We start from the raw sequence: 19,519 nt of genomic DNA on the forward strand, positions 1-19,519 counted from the left end.
CCTGCCCGCGACCCGACCGAGGCGGAAACGGCCGTGCGAGCAGGGTCGGTGACGGCGGGTCAGGCCGAGCGGGTGCGCAGGTGTGCGGTCGCGGGGTGCTGTGCGTCCTCGGCGTAGCCGTGTGCGGGTTCGTCCGGGATCACGTCCGGCGCGGTGTAGGGGCCGGAGCGCAGGCCCCAGTCGTAGTAGCCGCGGATCCAGTTGCGCATCCCCTCGACGCTCATCTCCACGGCCGTGCGTTCGGTTGTGCCCAGGCCGAGTTCGCCGCAGATCTGCGGCATGTAGGCCTGGAGGGTCATGAACGTGTCGAGTTGCTCGTACGTCATCCTGGTCGCCTCGCGCAGCGCGGTGTCGTACGAGCAGTCGAGGCGGTCGCGCAGGACCATGACCAGGTTGTGCGAGGCGACCCGGCGGCCCCGACGCCCCGGCGACTGGATGTCGTTGATGTACGCGATGGTGTCGGTGGCGGCCTCGCGCAGTCGGCGCATCAGCGGGTGTGCCTGGATCTGGGCGGGTACCTCGAACCTGCGGCTGCGTTCGATCGCATCGAGGGAGTGCGGGATGCCGGCGGTGTTGCGGCGCATCACGCGATAGCTGTCCAGATCGGGGACGGCGCGCGAGGTGCTCATCCGCAATTCCGAGGCGTGCGAGGCAAGGAACCGGGCCCAGTTGGCCGCGAAGCGGTTCTGCCAGGTGACCGAGGTGCCGTCGGACATCGAGGCCCAGACCTCGGACCAGGCCAGGGTGATCGGGGAGACCAGATCGGGCGGGGTGCCGGGCTCGCGGAACGGGATGGTGATCAGTTCGCGGGCGATCTCGGCGACCCGGTCCGGGCGTTCGGGGATGCGGGGGCGGGCGCCGGCGGTGCTGCCGGGAGTGGCGTCGGTGCCGGCGTCGGCTCGGGTGCGGGCGTCGGCGTCCGGGTCGGCGTCGCAGTCGTCGTCGAACAGGAAGGCCAGCGAGAACCAGTTCATCAACATGTACTGGTCGTCGGCCGAGGCGTGCGGGTAGGTGCGGCCGACCGCCTCCGGCAGGTCCCAGGAGGTGTATTCGCGCAGACCCGCGTCGGTGCGGATCAGGCCGCGGTCGCGGACCCAGTCGAGATGGCGGCTCCGGGCGTCGTCCAGGTACGGACTGATCGGAGCCTCGAACGGAATCGAGAACAGCACATCCTGCGGCACCTGGTCTCCCACCCGTTGCGTGATCATTGTTATGCCGCATCGGCGTCGCCGGCGCAAGATCCTTTGCATGTGCGGAGAGTGACGTCGACGGGCGCTTCGACACGTACGGTGATGCGTGTTTTACGGGGACGTGCGGTGAATCGTGGTGCGGTCCGCGTGCACGGGAACGTGCGTTGCATCGCGCGCGGACACGTGCGGTGGTGCGTATGGCGGTGATGTGTGTGCGGTGATGCCTCGATGCGGTGGTGCCTGTGTGTGCGTGCGTGAGCCGTGCGCTGCGGGCACGGGGCTTGCGGACGGGCCCGGGTCAGGCCGCGAAGTGAGCGGTGCTCTTGGTGGAGAGCAGTGCTTTCAGATCGTGCACGGCAGCGCGACCGGCCCGATTGGCACCGATCGTGCTCGCCGAAGGACCGTACCCCACAAGGTGGATGCGCGGGTCACGCGCGGTGTGTGTACCCTCCATCCGGATTCCGCCGCCGGGCTCGCGCAGGTCCAGCGGCGCCAAGTGCCGCAGTGCCGCGCGGAATCCGGTCGCCCACAGGATGGCGTCGGCGCGTACCGAGGAGCCGTCGGTCCACGCGACACCGAGAGCGGTGATCCGATCGAAGATCGGCAGTCGCGTCAGCACCCCGTGCTCTCGCGCGGCGCGCACCGCGGCCGTGGGCGGCAGACCGGTCACCGCCACCACGCTCTCCGGCGGCAGCCCCGCCCGGACCCGCTCCTCCACCCGGGCGACCACGGACCGCCCGACCTCGGCACTGAACTCGCCGTCCCGGAACACCGGCGGCCGGCGGGTGACCCAGGTCGTGGTGCCGACCTCGGCGATCTCGGCGAGCGCGTGAATGGCGGACGTACCACCGCCCACCACGACCACGTGTTGCCCCGCGAACTCGGCCGGCCCGCGATAGTCCGCCGTGTGCAACTGCCGGCCGCGGAACTCGGCGGCCCCCGGGTAGTAGGGCACGAACGGGTGACGCCACGTCCCGGTGGCGTTGATCAGCGCGCGGGCGATCCACGTGCCGCGGTCGGTCTCGACGACCAGCAGGTCGGCGGGGTCGCCCTCGGCCGTGCTCGGATCGTGCGCCCGGCCGGCGGGGGAGTCGGCGCTGTTCGGACGGGGCGGGCGAGCCGACGGCGTCGAAGCGGTCGGTGCCGAAGACGTCGGAGCCGAAGCGCCCTGCATCGAAGCGCCGCCCGCCATCGAAGCGCCCTGCATCGAAGCACTGCTCGCCGTCGAAGCGCCCGCCGTCGAAGCCCCCGGCATCGATGAGCCCCGCATCGATGCCGCCCGTATCGAACCGCCCCGCATCGAGTGCACGGCCCGCACCGCGACCGGACGCACGACGTCCAGGTCGAAGGCGCGCTCGTAGGTCGCGAAGTACTCCGGCAGCGCCTCGAACGCGGGCCGCGCCGGGTCGATGCGCGGAACCGGCAGGCCCGGCAGCTCGTGGATCCCGTGCACGGCCTCCATCAGCAGCGTGGGCCACCGGTGCCGCCAGGCCCCGCCCGGCCCCTCGTCGGCGTCCAACACGACGAAGGACAGGCCGGAACGGCGCAGGTGGTAGGCCGCGGAGAGGCCGGCCTGGCCGGCACCGATCACCACGACGTCCAGGACGCCCTCGTGCACCGGCGAGTCGACGGCCGGCCCCGAGACGGCCCGCGTTTCACGCCCCGCCCCGCCCCCGGTGCGCGGCGCACCCGCCGCGGCCCCGCCCGCGTCCGCCCCGCCCGCGCCCACGGGGTCCGCGCCCGCACCCGCCGCTCCGACCGCCGCGCCCGCACCCGCAGTTCCGGTCGATGTGGCCCGCGTAGTCGATGTAGCCCGCGTACTCACCATCTCGCTCACACGAGCGAGAACAGGCGGCCCCCTGAGATGCTTCCCGCTCAGCCCGTGGCGTCGACCACGATGGTGATCCCGATCCACTCGTGCCCGATGCCCACCCGCGGCCGCGCCCTCAGGAATCCGACCCGAGCAGCCGGCCGAGCTGCTCCTGACAGCGATCGAGCCGAGCCTGAAGCAAAGTGACCTCGGCGACCAGCTGCGGTACGAGTTCGTACTCGCCGCGCACGTACGGGTTGGCGTCCGCGGCGACCGGCACCCCGGCCAGGCGCGCGTACGACCCGAACGACAAGCCCACGCGCCCGGCCGCACAGCCGGTACAGCTGCCGACCAGGCCGCGCCGGCCCACGACCCCCATACCCGCGTCGACCAGCAACTCGGCCGGGTTGCCGCACCCGCAGGCGCCGACCCACACCGAGGTGACCCGCTGTCTGCTGTACCGGAAGCCGCGTTCGAAGCGGATATAGCTGCCGAGCACGTCCACCCGCAGCAGCGCCGCGTGCCGATACTCGGTGACACACATCAGCCCGCGCGCGTCCGCCTCGGTGGTCAGACAGTAGAACCCGCAGTCGCAGCGGGCCGCGGGCGGCCGATGTCGCCGCCCGTACGCACACCGCGCCTCGGCCTCGACGTCGTACGCCTGACCACGCCCGATCGACACCCCGGCGAAGCCCGCCCGATCACCGTCCACCGACAACAACAGCGACGCGACCTTGAACCCCACGGGCGCGACGCCCGGCCGCTCCTCGGGCAGCCGCCGCCGGCCGATCATCGCCCGGCGACCCCCGACGGCACCTCCACCGCAGGCGCCCCCGGGGCTCGCGCGTCGCCCCCACGACCCTGCTTCGCCTCGGGCGCCGGCACGTCCCGCGCCCGCTCCTCCTCGATCCGCGTCGTCTGCTCCACGACCACACCCGTCGCCACCGGCCTGCCGAGCTGCATGGGATGCCCCTCCCGAATCGACTCCTCTCAGGATGTTCACCCGCCACAACCGCACCCACACCCCCCGCCTGATCCCGACGAGACGCCCACGAGATCCCGCCAAACCAACCAACAGGTAACCGTGTCGCAAAGCTCTCCGGAACCTTGCTATCCTTGCGATGCACGCAGGGCTTCGCCCCTGCGCCCACTCGTCCGGGTGGCGGAATTGGCAGACGCGCTAGCTTGAGGTGCTAGTGCCCGAAAGGGCTTGGGGGTTCAAGTCCCCCCTCGGACACACATGGTCGTTCTCGAGACGGCCTGGGATGAATCGACGAGATCCCGTTTCGACCGTTGAGGTCGGGGCGGGATTTCGGCATTTCGGGGCGTATTCGCGCAGGCCCGATGCCGATCGACGGGTGACCGCCCTCGGTCGCGCTCCAAGCGGGTTCGAGAGGAGTTCGAGGCGGGTCTGTGAGCTTGGGGCGATCCGGCGGATGGCTGCGGCGAGAAAGCATGGCGACGACTGGCCGTGTTTGCCGGCGGTGACCAACGGAAGCGGGCCGCCGTCGGCGGCCGTGGGCCGGTCGACACGAGGAAGGACATCCCATGAAGCCGGACGGGCAGCTGTCCGAGGGAGAGCTCTATCTCGACCTCCTGGAGAAGGTGGTCACCAATCTCGTCTACGGTGACGCCCCCATCCCGAACGAGTGGGTACCCGAGACGAGCTTCAACCCCGAGCATCGCGAGAACGGCCAGGACTGGCCGAGCATCGCCCACACGATGGTCGGGCTCAAACGCATCCGCAATGTGCGCCATGTGCTGGACCGGGTCGTCGAGGACGGCGTGCCCGGCGATTTCATCGAAACCGGTGTGTGGCGCGGTGGCGTCTGCATCTTCGCTCGCGGATTCCTGAAGGCGCACGGCATCACGGACCGGCGGGTCTGGGTCGCCGATTCCTTCGAGGGCATCCCCGACACCGGCGCGGACGGCCATCCCCTGGATCGGGAGATGGCGCTGCACCAGGCCAACGAAGTGCTCGGTGTCTCGCTGGAAACGGTACGGAGGAATTTCGAGCGCTACGGTCTTCTCGATGATCAAGTCCGGTTCCTGCCGGGCTGGTTCAAGGACACACTGCCGGACGCGCCGGTGCGGGCACTGGCCGTGATGCGGCTCGACGGCGACCTGTACGAGTCCACCATGGACGCGCTGGAGCACCTGTACCCCAAGCTGTCCCCCGGCGGGTTCGTGATCATCGACGACTACGTCGTGCCGGCCTGTCGAAAGGCCGTCGACGACTTCCGGGAGCGGAACGGTATCGAGGACGCGGTGCGAACGATCGACGAGCACAGCGTGTTCTGGCGCCGCGACGCCTGACAGCATGTGCGCCCACAGGGGCCGGCGGCCGATCCCGGCTGCCGGCCCCTGCTTGCGTGTTCCCCGCCGGCGCCCGGCCGGCGCGTGCGCACGGCGTCCGGAGAGAGATAACCCATTGCGTTGGAAACCGCGCAGACTGTGAACTTGTCCTGCCTGTGGACGTCTTCCCGCTGGTGACGGGGCCGATTACCGTCATGGGCATGACCAACGGGGTGTCTCGAATCGGGTCCAGCGTCGTCGACCACTTTGCCCATTGCGCTCTCGACAGTCCGAGACCGTGCCCCGGCCGCAGGCCGGATGTGCACGGTCGGTCGAGTCGGGCGTAGTCCGCAGGCTCCGTCATCGGTGTGCGTGACCGCCGAGGCACGAGCCGATGCGCGCTGCGGACGGTCACAGGACGTCCATGGACGGACGGTCGCCGATGTTCCGATACCGGTTCACGGGCACCTCGTCGGGCGAGGCAGCTCACGATCCCCTGTCGGCAGCGGCACGGTCCGATGATGCTCGACGAATTGTCGCGGCAGGTCGAAGGGGAAGAAATTGCCTAGAGTGCTGATCGCAGAAGAAAAGCACATGATCCGAGGTGCCCTGGCTGCACTTCTCCGGTTGGAACCGGACATGCAATTGGTCGCCGAGGTGGATCGCCAGGATGCGATTGTCCGGACCGCCATGGCCAGCCGTCCGGATGTGGCGATCCTGACTGCCGACGGGATGACTGTCGCCGCCGAATTACATCGCAAATTACCAGAATGTCACACCCTGGTGCTGGCGTCGGAGGCCCGGCCCTGGCTCCTTCGACAGGCGCTCTCGGCGCATGTTTCGGGGTTCATTCTCAATGATGAACCACCTGCCCAATTGGCGGAGACGATCCGAAAGGTGGTGGCCGGTGAACGGATATTCAACCCGGATCTCATGTTGAGGGCACTGGACACGGACGGGACACCGCTGACGGCCCGGGAGTTGGAGGTGCTGCGACTGCTCGCCAGCGGAGCGGAGTCGATCGACATCGCCAGATCCCTGTCCCTTTCGGTGGGCACCATCCGCAACTATCTGACCAGCGTGGTCACCAAACTCGATGCGAGGAACCGGGTGGATGCCATCAGAATCGCCTCCCAGGCCGGGTGGTTACCGTGACGAGTGCCGACCGCAACCCACGGTGCAACGGTATTTCGGGCGGGTGTGCGACGCCGGCACCCGTCCCCGGTGCCCGGCCGCCTGCGTGCCGTTCCACCGGGGCCGGACCTCCTCGACAGGGTTACAAGCAGGATTGCACCGGCACCGAGCAGGCGATCGCGTGCCGCTCGAAGTCGAGCCCGTCCGCCACCTCGGACGAATCCAGCAGGGGGTCGCCCACCAGCACCGCCCGGTGCAGGCGGCGCAACCGAGGCGAGGGTTCCAGACCCAACTCCTCGATCATCGTGTCCCGTAGTTTGCGGTAGCTCTCCAGGGCGTTCCAGGATCGGCCCGAACGATGCAGGGCGATCATGAATTGGGCGCACAGGTTCTCGTGCATCGGATACTGCGCGGTCAGTGCGGTCAGCTCGCTGAGCAGCTCGGCGTGCCGCCCCATCCTGAGCCGGGCCGTCAGGCGTCCCTCCATCGCACCGATCCGGGCCTCGGTCAGTCGCATGACCTCCGGTTCGAGGATCCGCCCGACCTGCACGTCGACCAGCGGTGGCCCGTTCCACAGGCTCAGTGCCTGGGTGAACAGGTCCGAAGCGAGGCTGTCGTGACCGGAATCGACAGCCGCGCGGGCTTCGCTCGAGAGGCGTTCGAACCGGTGGACATCGACATCTCCGGGCTCGGCGAGGAGAAGGTAGCCGCCGTGCCGCGTGACGATGACGTCCTTGGCCGTCCGCCGACGCTCCCGAGCCAGCGCCGCGTCGAGCTTCCTGCGCAGTTGGAATATGTAGGTCTGGAGAGTCGTCGCGGAGCTACGGGGTGGATTGTCACCCCATATCTCCTCGATGAGGGTCGCGACGCTGATCACGCGGTTTGCATTCAAGGCGAGCAGGGAAAGAACCTGCCTTGGCTTGCTTGCACTGGGGGTCAGGGAAACAGAGTTTTCCTGTGCGACGAGTGGTCCCAGGATCTTGATCCGCACGACAGGTAATTCCTTTTCGGTAGTCCCCTGTCCGCTCACGGGGTTGCCCCGGCAGGGTAAGGCGTGCAATCTCCGGTCACCCAACCCTGGCACGAGAGCGAGCGCCGCCGACAGTGACGCCTTCATCTCTCGATGTGAAATTCGAACCTGATGATTCGTGAGATCGTCATGCTCTCCAAATGATGAGTATCACGTCCCTTCGCCGCATTGCGGGGTGCTCGCGGGGCGGGTCGCGGTGGCGGGTGAATGCCCGGAATCCGCGTGCGTCGTGCTCCTGCGCGTGGCCGAAACCTGGGCCGTCGTGGTGCCCGTCTGGGTCCCGTCGGCGGCGAAGAGCTGCGAGACACCCGAACCCGTGAACGTGTCCGCCTGCTGGAGGGCCTGCTGATTCACACCGACCCAACCGACGACGGTGCCCGACGGGTCGTGCACGTCGTGCAGGATCTTGAACGAGAAGCGGTTCGTCCCGGTCCGCCACCACGTGCCCAGGCCGCTGCCGCCGAATTCGCCGGGCCCGCCGAAGCTCATGCAGGCCACACCGCCGGCGGCGAAGGCAAACGTGGCCTGATGCCCGCTGTCCGGCAACGTCACGGTGGCGTCCCAGGTCCCGATCGGCGTCGAACCGGTGGACGAGGGCGGAGCCTCCGCCCCGTGGGCAGCCGCGGGAGTGGGAAGCGATACGCCCAGGGCGACGGCCAGGACGGCCGCCGGAACGGCGGTCGTGATCCTGCTTCGAACCGTGTGAGACATGGCGATCATCCTTTGTCGTCGTTCGGGTGGAGAGTCGTGCGTAGTGCGCATCGGGCGGCCCGCCGTCAGTCCTCCATGATCGCGACCGCCCTGGCCCAACCGGCGCCCGCGCCGGTGATCTTCACCGGAAAGCAGGACACCAGGAAGCCGTACGGCTCGGGCAACGCGCCGAGATTGGCCAGGCGTTCGATCTGGCAGTACTCGCGGTCGCGGCCGGTGACGTGGGCCGGCCACAACACCGACCGGTCACCGGTCTCGCGGTACCGCTCGATGATGTTCCCGAACGGAGCGTCCAGGCTGAACGCGTCCGTACCGATCACCCGTACCCCCAGATCGAGCAGCAGGTGTACGGCCGGACCGTCGAGGCCGGTGAAGTCCGTGAAATATGCGGGGGTGCCCGCCCGTTGGTCGGCTCCGGTGTGCAGCAGCACGATGTCGTTCGGGGCAGGCGTGTAGTCGATTCGGGCGAACTCCTTTTCCAGATGCGCGACTCCGACCGCTCCGACCTCGGCGTCGGTCAGGTCGAGCACGACGCCGCGACCGTAGAACCACTCCACCGGCATCTCGTGGATGTGCCGCGGAACCCCGGTGCCGTAGCCGGCCACGGACCCGTAGTGCGAAGGGGCGTCGACATGGGTGCCGGTGTGAGTGGTGAGGGTGATCCGGTCCAGGGAGAGAAATTCGCCGTCGGGCAATTCGTCCGGGTCGAACTCGATCCCGAAATGTTCGCGCATCTCCGCGCTCATGTGCAGGGCACCCTCCCGAGGCGTGAGTACCTCGTGCACCACGGGATCCGCCTCATAACCCCCGGCATCCACGGGCGAGGAAAGATCGATGATTCGCACGGCCACCTCCGGGTGTCTCGACAGGACGCACCGTCGCCCGAAATGTTGCCGCCGGTCGCTAGAGGTGCGTTGGAGCATCGCTGTAACGCCGACTCGAGTGAGGTTCGAACCGCCTGTGGCAGCGTGCGGACACGCAGGCCGTACCCGTACCGCGACGGAAGGCAGGAGAACCGTGTCCGTAGGGATCGATCATCCGAATTTCGAAAAGATCTACGCCGAAGTGCAGCAGTTCTACGCCCGGCATATCCAGCTGATGGACGAGGGCCGGGCGGAAGAGGCGGCACTGACCTTTGCCGAGGAAGCCTTCATGCTGTCCCCGCCGAAGATCGCCGAGCCGATTCGCGGCCGTGCGGAACTCGGTGCCCGTTTGCGGGAAGCCGCGGACACGTTGCGCGCGGAAGGGGTGCGCTATCGGCGTTGTCACACGATGATGACGGTGGAACCGCAGCCGGACGGTCGATTGTTCGTCCGTGCCTATGTACAGGTGGTCCGGACCCGGGGCGGTGAGTCCGTCCTGCACGCCATGTGCGTATGCGAGGACGTGCTGGTGCGTGAGGACGGCGAACTCAAGGTGCGCGAGCGCGTGGTGACCCGCGACGACTGCAGCTGAAATCGACTCCGGCTCTAGCGGCGGTATCTACCTTTCGTGACGTGATCGATTCCAAGAAGAGCACCTCTCCGCGCGGCGTGATCGTCACCGGCGGTGGCACCGGTATCGGTCGGGCCACCGCACGGGCATTCGCCGAACACCACGACCGGGTTCTCGTGGTGGGCCGCAGCGAGGACACGCTCGCAGAGACCGCCCGGGGATACCCGAATATCCATACCCTGTCCGTCGACATCACCGATCCGGATGCCGCCGAGTCGATCGTGAGTACGGCGCTGAATACGTTCGAGCGGATCGACGTGTTGGTGAACAACGCCTCGATCGCCGTTCCGGCGCCGTTGGAGAAGATCGATGCGGCGACGGCCCGGGAACAGTTCGAAGTGAACCTGTGTGCGCCGATCCTCCTCACCCGGCGGGCACTCGACGCGCTTGCGGAGACCCGCGGCACGGTGGTGAACCTCAGCAGCGCCGGCTCGCTCGGGCGCCGCGCGTGGCCGTACTTCTCGCTCTACGGCGCCGGCAAGGTCGCCATCGACTTCCTCACCAGAACCTGGGCCGTCGAACTCGCGCCGCGCGGTATTCGCGTCGTGGCCGTCGCTCCCGGGGTGATCGACACGGGCATGGGTCTGCGCATGGGTTCCACGCCGGCGGAGTACGCGGAATTTCTGGAAGGGATGAAACCGCGCACCCCGCTCGGCCGAGTCGGGCGACCCGAGGAGATCGCCTGGTGGGTACGTCAACTCGCCGAGCCGGAAGCCTCCTTCGCGACCGGCACGATATTCGCCGTCGACGGCGGCGCGAGCATCGTCTGAAAAAGTCGCGAGCATCGTCCGAAAAGCGTCGGGCCACGTGTGGATCGGTTCGTCCGCACGCCGGCTTCGAGCAGTCGAGTCAACGTCGACCCGCTTGCGAGAGATGCGGGGCAACGTTGGTGCCACCGGTACGAATGTCGATTCCATCCGAATGTCGAGGAGTCCTGCACATGTCGAGCGACAACTACGATGCCACCGGCAGCGGTGTGATCACTTTCGTCAACACTTTCACGGTGCACTGCCCGCCGGAGGAGTTCGAGAAGGTGTTCGTCGAGATATCCGAGTTCATGGCCGCCCAGCCGGGCTTCATCTCGTACTCCCTCTCTCGGCACGTCGACGAGGATAAACAGGATCGGTACGTCAACATCGCCCTGTGGACGGACGTCGAGTCCTGGCGGAACGCCGTCGCACATCCGGGTTTCCAGTCGCATGCCAAGGAGATCCGGGCCCGATCGACGAACGAGGGCAACCTGTACGCCCCGCGGCAAGCCTTCTCGGTGAAGTGAAATCCCCGCCGCGGGTCCGCCGGGCCGCCGGATCCGCGGCGGGGACGGTCCCGAAAGCCGAGGCCATACGCCGAGCGTGTTGTGAGGGCGATCAGAAATGAAGCGTCGTGTCGTAATGACCGGAATCGGAGTCGTTGCACCGGGCGGCACCGGTACCAAAAGATTCCTGGATGTGATTTCTTCGGGGCGCACCATGACCCGGCGGATCACGTTCTTCGATCCCGCCCCTTTCCGGTCGCAGGTCGCCGCCGAGTGCGCCTTCGATCCGGCGGCCGAGGGGCTTTCTCCGCAACAGATCCGGCGGATGGACCGGGCCGCGCAACTGGCGGTCGTCAGCGCCCGGGAGTCGTTGGCCGACAGCGGCTTGGATCTGGGACTGCTCGATCCCGCGCGGATCGGCGTGACCGTCGGCAGCGCGGTGGGCTGCACGATGGGCCTGGAGGAGGAGTACGTGGTCGTCAGCGACGGCGGTCGCGCGTGGGAGGTCGACCAGAAGTACGCCGTGCCGCACCTGTTCAACTACTTCGTGCCGAGCTCCATCGCGGCCGAGGTCGCCTGGGAGGTCGCGGCGGAGGGTCCGGTGGCGACGATCTCCACCGGATGCACGTCGGGTCTGGACTCGGTCGGGCAGGCCGTGGAATTGATCGCGGACGGGGCCGCGGACGTGATGATCGCGGGCGCGACCGACGCGCCGATCTCCCCGATCACCATGGCGTGCTTCGACGCGATCAAGGCGACCACGCCGAGAAACGACGATCCGGCCACCGCGTCGCGACCGTTCGACCGGACCAGGAACGGGTTCGTGCTCGGCGAAGGGACGGCGATGTTCGTACTGGAGGACATCGACCACGCACGCCGGCGAGGCGCCCACCTGTATGCCGAGATCGCCGGGTTCGCCTCGCGCAGCAATGCCTTCCACATGACCGGTCTGCGGCCGGACGGCAAGGAAATGGCCGAGGCCATTCGGATCGCCATGGCCCAGGCCGAGACGAGGCCGGAGGACATCGACTACATCAACGCCCACGGCTCGGGCACCATCCAGAACGACCGCCACGAGACGGCCGCGTTCAAGCGCAGTCTCGGCGAACACGCGTACTCGACGCCGGTCAGCTCCATCAAGTCGATGATCGGCCATTCGCTGGGTGCCATCGGCTCGCTCGAAATCGCCGCGTGCGCACTCGCGATGGAGCACTCGATGGTGCCACCCACCGCCAACCTGCACGAGCCGGATCCGCAATGCGACCTGGACTACGTTCCCCTCGAAGCACGGGACCAGCGGGTGGACACCGTGCTCACCGTGGGCAGTGGATTCGGTGGGTTCCAGAGCGCGATGGTGCTGCGCAACCCGGAACGGAACCCGTCATGACGGTGGCCGTGGTGACCGGGATGGGCGTGGTGGCGCCGACGGGTCTGGGGACCCGACAACACTGGGCCCGCACGATGCGCGGGGAGGCCGCGATCGGCCGGATCACCGCCTTCGACCCGCAACGCTATTCCAGCACGCTGGCGGGTGAGATCAGCGGGTTCGTGCCCGCCGAGCACCTGACCAAGCGACTGCTTCCGCAGACCGATCGCATGACCCAACTTTCCCTGGTGGCCGCCGATTGGGCGCTGCGGGACGCGGCGGTGGAGGTCGCGTCCCTCCCGGAGTTCGGCATGGGTGTCGTGACGGCCGGTTCGGCCGGCGGTTTCGAGTTCGGCCACCGCGAACTGGACAAGCTGTGGCGCAAGGGACCGGAGCACGTCAGCGCCTACCAGTCGTTCGCGTGGTTCTACGCGGTGAACACCGGCCAGATCTCGATCCGTGAGGGACTGCGCGGCCCGAGTGGTGTCCTGGTGACCGAACAGGCCGGCGGTCTCGACGCGATCGCGCAGGCCCGGCGACGGGTCCGCGACGGTACGGCGGCGATGGTCTGCGGCGCGGTCGACGGCTCGCCGTGTCCGTGGGGCTGGGTGGCGCACCTTGCCGGCGGCCGGATCAGCACCTCCGAGGATCCGCTGCGCGCGTACCTGCCCTTCGATGTCGACGCCGCGGGGTACGTGCCGGGCGACGGCGGCGCACTGTTCGTGCTGGAGGCCGAGGAAGCCGCACGGGACCGGGGCGTGACCTCGTGGCACGGCGAAATCGGCGGGTACGCCGCCACGTTCGACCCGCCGCCGGATTCCGACCGGCCGTCGACGCTGCGCCGGGCCATCGAACTCGCCCTCGCCGACGCGAACATCGGGGCGGACGAGATCGACGTGGTGTTCGCCGACGGCTCGGGCCTGCCCGAACTCGACCGCGTGGAGGCGGATGCGCTGCGCGCGGTGTTCGGGCCGCACGGCGTGCCGGTCACCGTGCCCAAGACGATGACGGGGAGGCTCGGTGCCGGCGGAGCCGCCCTCGACCTGGCCACCGCCCTGCTGACGATGCGCCACGGGGAGATCCCGCCCACGGTGAACGTGTCCCGTCCGGTCCCGGAGTACGAACTCGACCTGGTGACCGAGCCGCGGCCCACGGCCGCCTCGGCCGTGCTCGTGGTGGCGCGTGGTTACGGCGGATTCAACGCCGCCATGGTGGTGACGAGGCGAAAGAGTGCCGGCTGAAGACGATGGGAGACGGACGAAATGAGTGAGTTGAGGCTGACCGACCTGGTCACGATCCTTCGGGAATGCGCGGGTGAGGACGAGACCTCGAACCTGGACGGGGACATCCTGGACGCGGAGTTCGGCGAGCTGGGATACGACTCGATCGCGATGCTGGAGACCGCGTCCCGGATCCAGATCCGGTACGGCGTGGTGTTGTCCGACGAGGAAGTGGCCGAGGCCACCAGCCCGCGTGTGCTGCTGCACCTGGTGAACCGATCGCTCGCGGAGACCGCGTAGCGAGGGTGCGCGCCGTCCTGCGGCGGGCTCGTACGACTCCCCGGTGCGAACAGCCCGAGCGTGAGCGGCCCGAGGCCGAACAGCGCGGGCCGAACAGCCCCGAGACCGAACCGCCCGAGGCCGATCACCAAGGCGCCGCCACCCTCGACGAGGGTGGCGGCGCCTTGGTGCGCAATGCGAGCCGGGCATGGAGGCCGGCCGGTCGCGCCGGGTGTCGACCGGGTCAGGACTCGCCCGCGTACCACAGCCGAGGGTCTTCGGTGCGCGGAATCCACGACGGCGGGCCCTGCTCGGTGTTGACGCCCTTGTCGAGCACGACGACGTTGTGGTGCACGTGGACGCCGGTCACCGTCAGCTCGGTCGCCGAGGGCGCACGATCCGCCGGGCGGATCTGCTCCTGATGGTTGAGCCCGTCGAGCAGCTTCTTGACGAATCCCATCGAGGTGGTGGTCGAGTCCAAGTCGGTGCTTCCGCCCCAACCCGGCCAGTAGGACGACTGGGTGTCCTCGATGATGTACCGCCCGCCCGGCCGCACATGCGGGAAGAGCTGTGCGAACGAGGTGAGCACGTGCTCGCTGAAGTGGCTGCCGTCGTCGATCACCACGTCGAACGGACCGTGTTCGCGGGCGAACCCGGCCAGGAACTCGGCGTCGCCCTGGTCGCCCTGCACGGTCTGCAGCCGGGGCTCGGGGATGCCGGACTTGGGGTAGATGTCGAGTCCGTAGATCCGGCCCCGCCAGAAGTAGTGCTTCCACATGCGCAGCGACGCGCCGCCGAGATTCGGGTCGTTGTACCCCCCGACCCCGATTTCCAGCACCTTCACCCGCCGGTCCCGCAACGGTTCGAGGTAGTGCTGGTAGTGCGGGGTGTACCAGTGCCCGCCCCACTTGTCCGCGTCGAAGCGCACCGCGAGTTCGGTGAGGTCGGTGAACCGCCGAGAGATCGCCTCCACGAGCTGATGGGCGGCCAGTACGGCGGACCGCCGTTGCCGCAGCCACGGGTCGTCGGCGGCAAGGCCGTGCGGCTCGGTCGAATCCGCGATCACCAGCTCGCGGGTGCCGTCGTGACGGCCCGGAGAGAACACCGCACGGAGCAGCTCCGACAGATCCTGCCGGTAGGTCACCGGCGGTCGTGGTGCCCGGCCCGCCTCGACCTCGCACGTGCCCGCGCCGAGGGTGAACAGGTAGTGCAACCGCTCGTTGTCGAACCCGAGATCCAATTGCACCGTCGTCTTCTCGATGGGCTCGGGAAGCAGCCGGGTCCGAGCCGATATCTCGCTCAACAGAGCCTCGGCGACTGCCGCGGCGCCCAGTTCCGCGATCGCGGCGTCCGTGTCGGCCGGTGGTAGGTCGGCCGCGGTGATCAGCTCGCTCAGTTGGTGGTCGTCCATGATCGGCTTCATGGCTCACTCCCCTGGAGATAGTCGTCCGGGCATAACGGCGCGCTTAGGGTCACTCGGGACGCTAGGCCCGATTCCTCGGACGCCGCTCAAGGGGTGCTTGATCACCTCGGACTGTTCGAGGGCGTCCCGAGGACGATTCGAGGGCCGCGGTCCACGGTGGGGGAGTGGCGATACGGACGGACAGTGAACTCGGCCGGTCCCTTCTGACGGAGCGGGGTATGCAATGGCTGTACGCACACGGCGGGGACCCCTACGCCGTGCTGATCCGCGCGGAGGACGACGACCGCGCGACGACGACCGCGCGGATCCGCGAGCTCGGGCCGCTCTACCGCAGTCACTCCGGCGCGTGGGTGAGCGGGAACTACGCGCTCGGCAGGGAGATCCTCGGTGATCCGCGGCTGGTTTCCCGCGTCCTGCACGGCCCCTGGGCGGGCGGGCCGGGGCCGGGCGAGGTGTTTTCCGCTCTTCCCGCGGTCGGGTTCGTTCCGGCGTGGGAGTCGGCCGATCCCGACCGGTGGGCGAGTATCGCCGAGCGTCGGTGCGCGGCGGTGCTCGGCCGGCTCGGCGATTCCTTCGACCTGGTAGCCGATCTGGTGCGCCCGGTCCTGGTCGGCGTGGTCGGCGAGGTCTTCGCCGTGCCCTCGGCGGAGCGCGCGGCGTTCGGCCGGTGGTGCGATTCGGCGGCGACGGCCTTGGACGCCGTGTTGTGCCCGCCGACACTCCCGCGGGCCCGGGCGCTGATCGAGGCGGTCGAGGGCCTTCGCTCCCTGCCGGCCCGGTCGACCGGTCCGGACGAGGAACTGCTCGCCTTCGCGATGACGGCCTCCGTGGTGGGCTTGGAGACGACGGCGAACGTGCTCGCGAACACGATGCTCGCGCTGCTCGACCGACCGGACCGGTGGCGGCTTGTGTGCGCCGACCCGACGTGGGCGCACAGCGCGGTGGAGGAGTCGTTGCGGCTCGATCCGCCGGTGCGGCTGGACAGTCGGATCGCGAACGAGGATCTGGAACTCGCCGGGCGGGCGATCACCGCGGGCAGCGAGGTCGTGGTGTGCCTCGAAGCGGCGCACACCGATCCCGAACTGCACCGTGACCCCGGGCACTTCGATCTGCGACGGGAAGCCGTCGCCGACCATCTCTCCCTGTCCGGCGGGCCGCCCTTCGCGGTCGTCGCACCGCTGGTGCGGGCCTCGGCGGTGGCGGTGTTGCGGGTGCTGGCCGCTCGGCTGCCGGCCGTGCGCCGGGCCGGACCCGTGGTGCGACGCCTGCGGGCCCCGGTCACCCAGGGCATCGTGCGGTTTCCGGTCGCCTGCTGAGATGCGCACCCCCGCAGCGAGCCACCCCCCTCTGGAAGGTCCTGCACCATGCGTGTACTGATCACATCGCTCGCCGTCGAAGCACACTTCAACGGCGCGGTCCCGTTGGCGTGGGCACTGCGCGCGGCCGGGCACGAGGTCCGGGTGGCGAGCCATCCGGCGCTGACCGAGAGCATCACCCGGGCCGGGTTGACCGCTGTGCTGGTGGGCACCGACCACGTCCACCACGAACTCGTCCGCGACCTCGGTGCCGAACTCGACACCTTCTACCGCGACATCGACTTCACCGGGGAACGCGGCGACGACTACGTCGCACTCAAGGGCGCCAACACGCTGCTCACCGCGACGTTCTACGCGCAGGCCAACAACGACTCGATGGTGGACGAACTGGTCGACTTCGCCCGGTACTGGCAGCCGGATCTGGTGATCTGGGAGCCGTTCACCTTCGCGGGCGCGGTGGCCGCGCGAGCCTGCGGGGCCGCGCACGCGCGGCTGCTCTGGGGACCGGATCTGTTCCTGCGGATGCGGACGGCGTTTCGGCAGCGGATGGAGCTGCTGCCGGCGGAGTCGCACGACGACTCGCTGGAGGAGTGGTTGACCTGGACTCTCGACCGCTTCGGCTGCGCCTTCGACGAGGAGGTGGTGGTCGGCCAGTGGAACATCGACCAGATGCCGCCCGGCGTCCGGCTGCCGTCGGGTCGGCCGACCGTCCCGATGCGCTATGTCCCGTACAACGGCCGGGCGGTGGTGCCGGCGTGGCTGCGCGAGCCGCCGCGACGACCGCGGGTCTGTCTGACCCTGGGGATCACCTCGCGAGACACCGACCATCCGAATCCGGTGTCGCTCGACGAGGTGTTCGAAGCGGTTTCCGACCTCGACATCGAGGTCGTCGCGACGCTCGACGCGGCGCAGCGCGCCGAGGTGACGCGGGTGCCGGACAACACTCGCGTCGTGGACTTCGTGCCGCTGCACGCGCTGCTGCCCGGTTGCTCGGCGGCGATACACCACGGCGGTGCCGGCACCTGGTCGACCGCCGCGGCGTCCGGGGTGCCGCAACTGGTGATCGCCGGGATGTGGGACAACGTGTATCGGGCCCGGCGGCTGGCGGATCTGGGCGCGGGCCTGTTCCTGCCGCCGGACGAACTCACGGCGGCCGGGCTGCGCGACGGCCTGGAACAACTGCTGACCAAGCCGTCCTTCCGGGAGGACGCCCGACGCCTGCAGGCCGTGATCGCGGCCGAGCCGAGCCCCGCCGACGTGGTGCCCACCCTCGCGGAACTGGTCGGCCGGCACCGCGGAGCGCGCGGGTGACCGGTGTGCGTCCGGGGCTCTTCGAGTCCTGTTCGATCCGTCCTGTATTTCGCTCCCATAGCTTTTGCTGGCCGGAGCGGCGAACGCCTCGCACAGCACGGGGACGTGTCCTGCCGCCCGTGACATCGGTACCCATGAACGAGGAGGAGCGATGGCGTTGTTCGCCGTACTGGCGACGCAAGCACCTGCCGCGGGCGAAGGCGAGGAGTTTCGACGGCGGTTGCCGGAAGGCTTCGCCTACACGAAGAACCTGGTGGACAAGGGAGTGATCCGGCACAGCTGGGTCCGGGTCGGTGCGGGCGGCGGCCTGAACATCTACGACGTCGACTCGCACGAGGAGTTGCTGGCCGCGCTGTACGGCAACCCGGTCAGCCCGCACCTGAGCTTCGAGGTGATCCCGCTTGCCGAGCCCGGGAGCTTCGACCCGGCGGCCTACCTCCTCAAGTGGGCCGAGCCGTTCGGGGACGACTCCACGGGAGGCCGCGCATGACCGCCGACACCGCCCTGCTCGATCGCGTCGTCCAGGCGGGGACCGCGCCCGACGCGGAGATCTTCGCCGTGGTCAAGGACGCCGGCCTCGGGGCCGTCGTCGGGGTCCTCGTCGATGAGATCCTGTTCCGCTGCGACGCGCCGATCAACGTGATGCCCGTCGACATCGCCCTGGACGTCACGCACGAGAGCGAGCGGCATCGGACCGTCTTCCGGATCGTCCGGGACCGGCCGATCGCGATCCTGGACGGCGAGGAGCCGGTGATCCGGCGAGAACTGCGGATGAACGTGGTGGACCTGGTGCGCCGACTGTACGGGCGGGCGGACCACCCGCGCACCGGCGACTTCCACGACGCGTTTCTGCCGACCCGCCCCGCCGACCTGACCGAGCTGCCGGCGATCTTCGCCTCGACCAACCAGGCCTCCGGCGCACTGCTGTCCGGCTGCACCGTTCCGCGGATCGACCTGGGCGCGCTCTCCGTCGCGTACGGCTCGGACAAGTGGGCGAGCTTCCACTGGTACACGGCGCACTACGAGAAGGAGTTCGCCCCGTACCGCGACCGGCCGGTGCGGATCCTGGAGATCGGCATCGGCGGATTCTCCGGTGAATTGGGTGGGTCGTCGCTGAAGATGTGGAAGAAGTACTTCCACCGCGGCACGGTCTTCGGACTCGACCTGTTCGACAAGTCCGAGCTGAACCAGCCCCGGCTGACCGCATTGACCGGGGACCAGGGCGACACCGACGGACTGGTCGCCCTCGCCCGCGAGCACGGCCCCTTCGACATCGTCATCGACGACGGAAGCCACGAGAACGAGCACGTCCGCGTCTCGTTCGAGGCCCTGTTCCCCTATGTGCGCAGCGGCGGGCTGTACGTCGTCGAGGACCTCCAGACGTCCTACTTCCCGAGGTTCGGCGGCACCGCCGACAAGGTCGCCGGCCCGGAGACCTCGGTCGGGCTGGTCAAGAGCCTGCTGGACGACCTCCACCACCGGGAGCACGCGACGTATCCCGGGCACCCGACGAGCGTGACCGAGGAGTCGGTGGTCGGAGTGCGCGTGTATCGCAACGTCGCGTTCATCGAGAAGGGCGTCAACGGGGAGGACGGCATTCCTCGGTGGATGGACGACGAGGCGTGGATCGCCCTGGGCGCGATACCTCCGTCGGCGGACTGACGGCGGACCGAGACAGAGGGAGA

At 68.9% G+C, this 19,519-nt stretch carries 19 protein-coding genes, 1 tRNA gene and 2 pseudogenes; 13 read left to right on the forward strand and 9 right to left on the reverse strand.

From position 1 onward, the window contains the following. Nucleotides 1–59: 59 nt before the first annotated feature. From ACIBM5_RS10620 to ACIBM5_RS10640, 5 genes and pseudogenes are all read right to left on the reverse strand, one after another. Nucleotides 60–1,193, reverse strand: coding sequence for a terpene cyclase (locus ACIBM5_RS10620; protein WP_396006485.1), 1,134 nt, complete (start codon nt 1,191–1,193; stop codon nt 60–62). 295 nt (nt 1,194–1,488) lie between these two features. Further along, a pseudogene (locus ACIBM5_RS10625) lies at nt 1,489–2,241 on the reverse strand (NAD(P)-binding domain-containing protein); the annotation flags it as partial. A 441-nt stretch (nt 2,242–2,682) separates the two neighbouring features. Next, nucleotides 2,683–3,018, reverse strand: a pseudogene (locus tag ACIBM5_RS10630) (FAD-dependent oxidoreductase); the annotation flags it as partial. 118 nt (nt 3,019–3,136) lie between these two features. Continuing rightward, on the reverse strand, nt 3,137–3,793 hold the full coding sequence (locus tag ACIBM5_RS10635) for a hypothetical protein (protein ID WP_396006486.1): 657 nt from the start codon (nt 3,791–3,793) through the stop codon (nt 3,137–3,139). After that, nucleotides 3,790–3,963, reverse strand: coding sequence for a hypothetical protein (locus tag ACIBM5_RS10640; RefSeq protein WP_396006487.1), 174 nt, complete (start codon nt 3,961–3,963; stop codon nt 3,790–3,792). The genes ACIBM5_RS10635 and ACIBM5_RS10640 overlap by 4 nt, the downstream gene beginning before the upstream one ends. Before the next feature lie 190 nt (nt 3,964–4,153). On the opposite strand from ACIBM5_RS10640, the gene ACIBM5_RS10645 reads away from it, so the two are divergent. The 3 genes from ACIBM5_RS10645 (at nt 4,154) to ACIBM5_RS10655 (ending at nt 6,450) form a co-directional block, all read left to right on the forward strand. Further along, nucleotides 4,154–4,237, forward strand: a tRNA-Leu gene (locus ACIBM5_RS10645). Between the two features lie 311 nt (nt 4,238–4,548). After that, complete coding sequence (locus ACIBM5_RS10650; RefSeq protein ID WP_078975348.1) at nt 4,549–5,316, forward strand: TylF/MycF family methyltransferase; 768 nt, start codon at nt 4,549–4,551, stop codon at nt 5,314–5,316. A 540-nt stretch (nt 5,317–5,856) separates the two neighbouring features. Next, entirely contained in the window at nt 5,857–6,450 is a 594-nt protein-coding gene (locus ACIBM5_RS10655) for a DNA-binding response regulator (RefSeq protein WP_396006488.1), read from the forward strand. A gap of 121 nt (nt 6,451–6,571) precedes the next feature. Here the strand turns inward: ACIBM5_RS10655 and ACIBM5_RS10660 are convergent, their stop codons facing one another. The 3 genes from ACIBM5_RS10660 to ACIBM5_RS10670 all read right to left on the reverse strand — a co-directional run bounded on the left by ACIBM5_RS10660 (nt 6,572) and on the right by ACIBM5_RS10670 (nt 9,015). Further along, on the reverse strand, nt 6,572–7,420 hold the full coding sequence (locus ACIBM5_RS10660) for a BTAD domain-containing putative transcriptional regulator (RefSeq protein WP_396006489.1): 849 nt from the start codon (nt 7,418–7,420) through the stop codon (nt 6,572–6,574). Nucleotides 7,421–7,609: 189 nt separating this feature from the next. Beyond that, entirely contained in the window at nt 7,610–8,170 is a 561-nt protein-coding gene (locus ACIBM5_RS10665) for a hypothetical protein (protein ID WP_396006490.1), read from the reverse strand. Between the two features lie 65 nt (nt 8,171–8,235). After that, nucleotides 8,236–9,015: a cyclase family protein gene (locus ACIBM5_RS10670; protein ID WP_396006491.1), complete on the reverse strand. Its 780-nt coding sequence runs from the start codon at nt 9,013–9,015 to the stop codon at nt 8,236–8,238. Nucleotides 9,016–9,187: 172 nt separating this feature from the next. On the opposite strand from ACIBM5_RS10670, the gene ACIBM5_RS10675 reads away from it, so the two are divergent. From ACIBM5_RS10675 to ACIBM5_RS10700, 6 genes are all read left to right on the forward strand, one after another. Beyond that, the gene (locus ACIBM5_RS10675) at nt 9,188–9,625 is read left to right on the forward strand and encodes a nuclear transport factor 2 family protein (RefSeq protein WP_235618530.1); all 438 of its coding nucleotides are present in this window, start codon (nt 9,188–9,190) and stop codon (nt 9,623–9,625) included. 41 nt (nt 9,626–9,666) lie between these two features. Next, complete coding sequence (locus ACIBM5_RS10680; protein WP_396006492.1) at nt 9,667–10,434, forward strand: SDR family NAD(P)-dependent oxidoreductase; 768 nt, start codon at nt 9,667–9,669, stop codon at nt 10,432–10,434. A gap of 170 nt (nt 10,435–10,604) precedes the next feature. Continuing rightward, nucleotides 10,605–10,940 carry an antibiotic biosynthesis monooxygenase gene (locus tag ACIBM5_RS10685; RefSeq protein ID WP_078979214.1) on the forward strand — a complete coding sequence of 112 codons (336 nt, stop codon included), beginning with the start codon at nt 10,605–10,607 and terminating at the stop codon, nt 10,938–10,940. A gap of 97 nt (nt 10,941–11,037) precedes the next feature. After that, nucleotides 11,038–12,306, forward strand: a complete 1,269-nt coding sequence (locus ACIBM5_RS10690) for a beta-ketoacyl-[acyl-carrier-protein] synthase family protein (protein WP_396006493.1) — start codon at nt 11,038–11,040, stop codon at nt 12,304–12,306. Then, the gene (locus ACIBM5_RS10695; RefSeq protein WP_396006494.1) at nt 12,303–13,526 is read left to right on the forward strand and encodes a ketosynthase chain-length factor; all 1,224 of its coding nucleotides are present in this window, start codon (nt 12,303–12,305) and stop codon (nt 13,524–13,526) included. Before ACIBM5_RS10690 ends, ACIBM5_RS10695 begins: the two co-directional genes overlap by 4 nt. 21 nt (nt 13,527–13,547) lie before the next feature. Beyond that, nucleotides 13,548–13,805: an acyl carrier protein gene (locus ACIBM5_RS10700; RefSeq protein ID WP_078975341.1), complete on the forward strand. Its 258-nt coding sequence runs from the start codon at nt 13,548–13,550 to the stop codon at nt 13,803–13,805. 223 nt (nt 13,806–14,028) lie between these two features. On the opposite strand, the gene ACIBM5_RS10705 is transcribed toward ACIBM5_RS10700, so the two are convergent. Beyond that, complete coding sequence (locus ACIBM5_RS10705; protein WP_396006495.1) at nt 14,029–15,207, reverse strand: hypothetical protein; 1,179 nt, start codon at nt 15,205–15,207, stop codon at nt 14,029–14,031. A 164-nt stretch (nt 15,208–15,371) separates the two neighbouring features. Here ACIBM5_RS10705 and ACIBM5_RS10710 point away from each other — a divergent pair, with 164 nt between their 5' ends. From ACIBM5_RS10710 to ACIBM5_RS10725, 4 genes are all read left to right on the forward strand, one after another. Next, nucleotides 15,372–16,523 (forward strand): P450-derived glycosyltransferase activator, encoded by a 1,152-nt coding sequence (locus ACIBM5_RS10710; RefSeq protein ID WP_396006496.1) that lies wholly within the window; start codon nt 15,372–15,374, stop codon nt 16,521–16,523. A 48-nt stretch (nt 16,524–16,571) separates the two neighbouring features. After that, nucleotides 16,572–17,834 (forward strand): activator-dependent family glycosyltransferase, encoded by a 1,263-nt coding sequence (locus ACIBM5_RS10715; RefSeq protein ID WP_396006497.1) that lies wholly within the window; start codon nt 16,572–16,574, stop codon nt 17,832–17,834. A 151-nt stretch (nt 17,835–17,985) separates the two neighbouring features. Continuing rightward, nucleotides 17,986–18,324 carry a muconolactone Delta-isomerase family protein gene (locus ACIBM5_RS10720; RefSeq protein WP_391584955.1) on the forward strand — a complete coding sequence of 113 codons (339 nt, stop codon included), beginning with the start codon at nt 17,986–17,988 and terminating at the stop codon, nt 18,322–18,324. Then, nucleotides 18,321–19,496: a hypothetical protein gene (locus ACIBM5_RS10725; RefSeq protein ID WP_396006498.1), complete on the forward strand. Its 1,176-nt coding sequence runs from the start codon at nt 18,321–18,323 to the stop codon at nt 19,494–19,496. The genes ACIBM5_RS10720 and ACIBM5_RS10725 overlap by 4 nt, the downstream gene beginning before the upstream one ends. Nucleotides 19,497–19,519: the final 23 nt, after the last annotated feature.

The organism is Embleya sp. NPDC050493, assembly GCF_044458105.1.
In the GTDB taxonomy this organism is placed as follows: Bacteria; Actinomycetota; Actinomycetes; order Streptomycetales; family Streptomycetaceae; genus Embleya.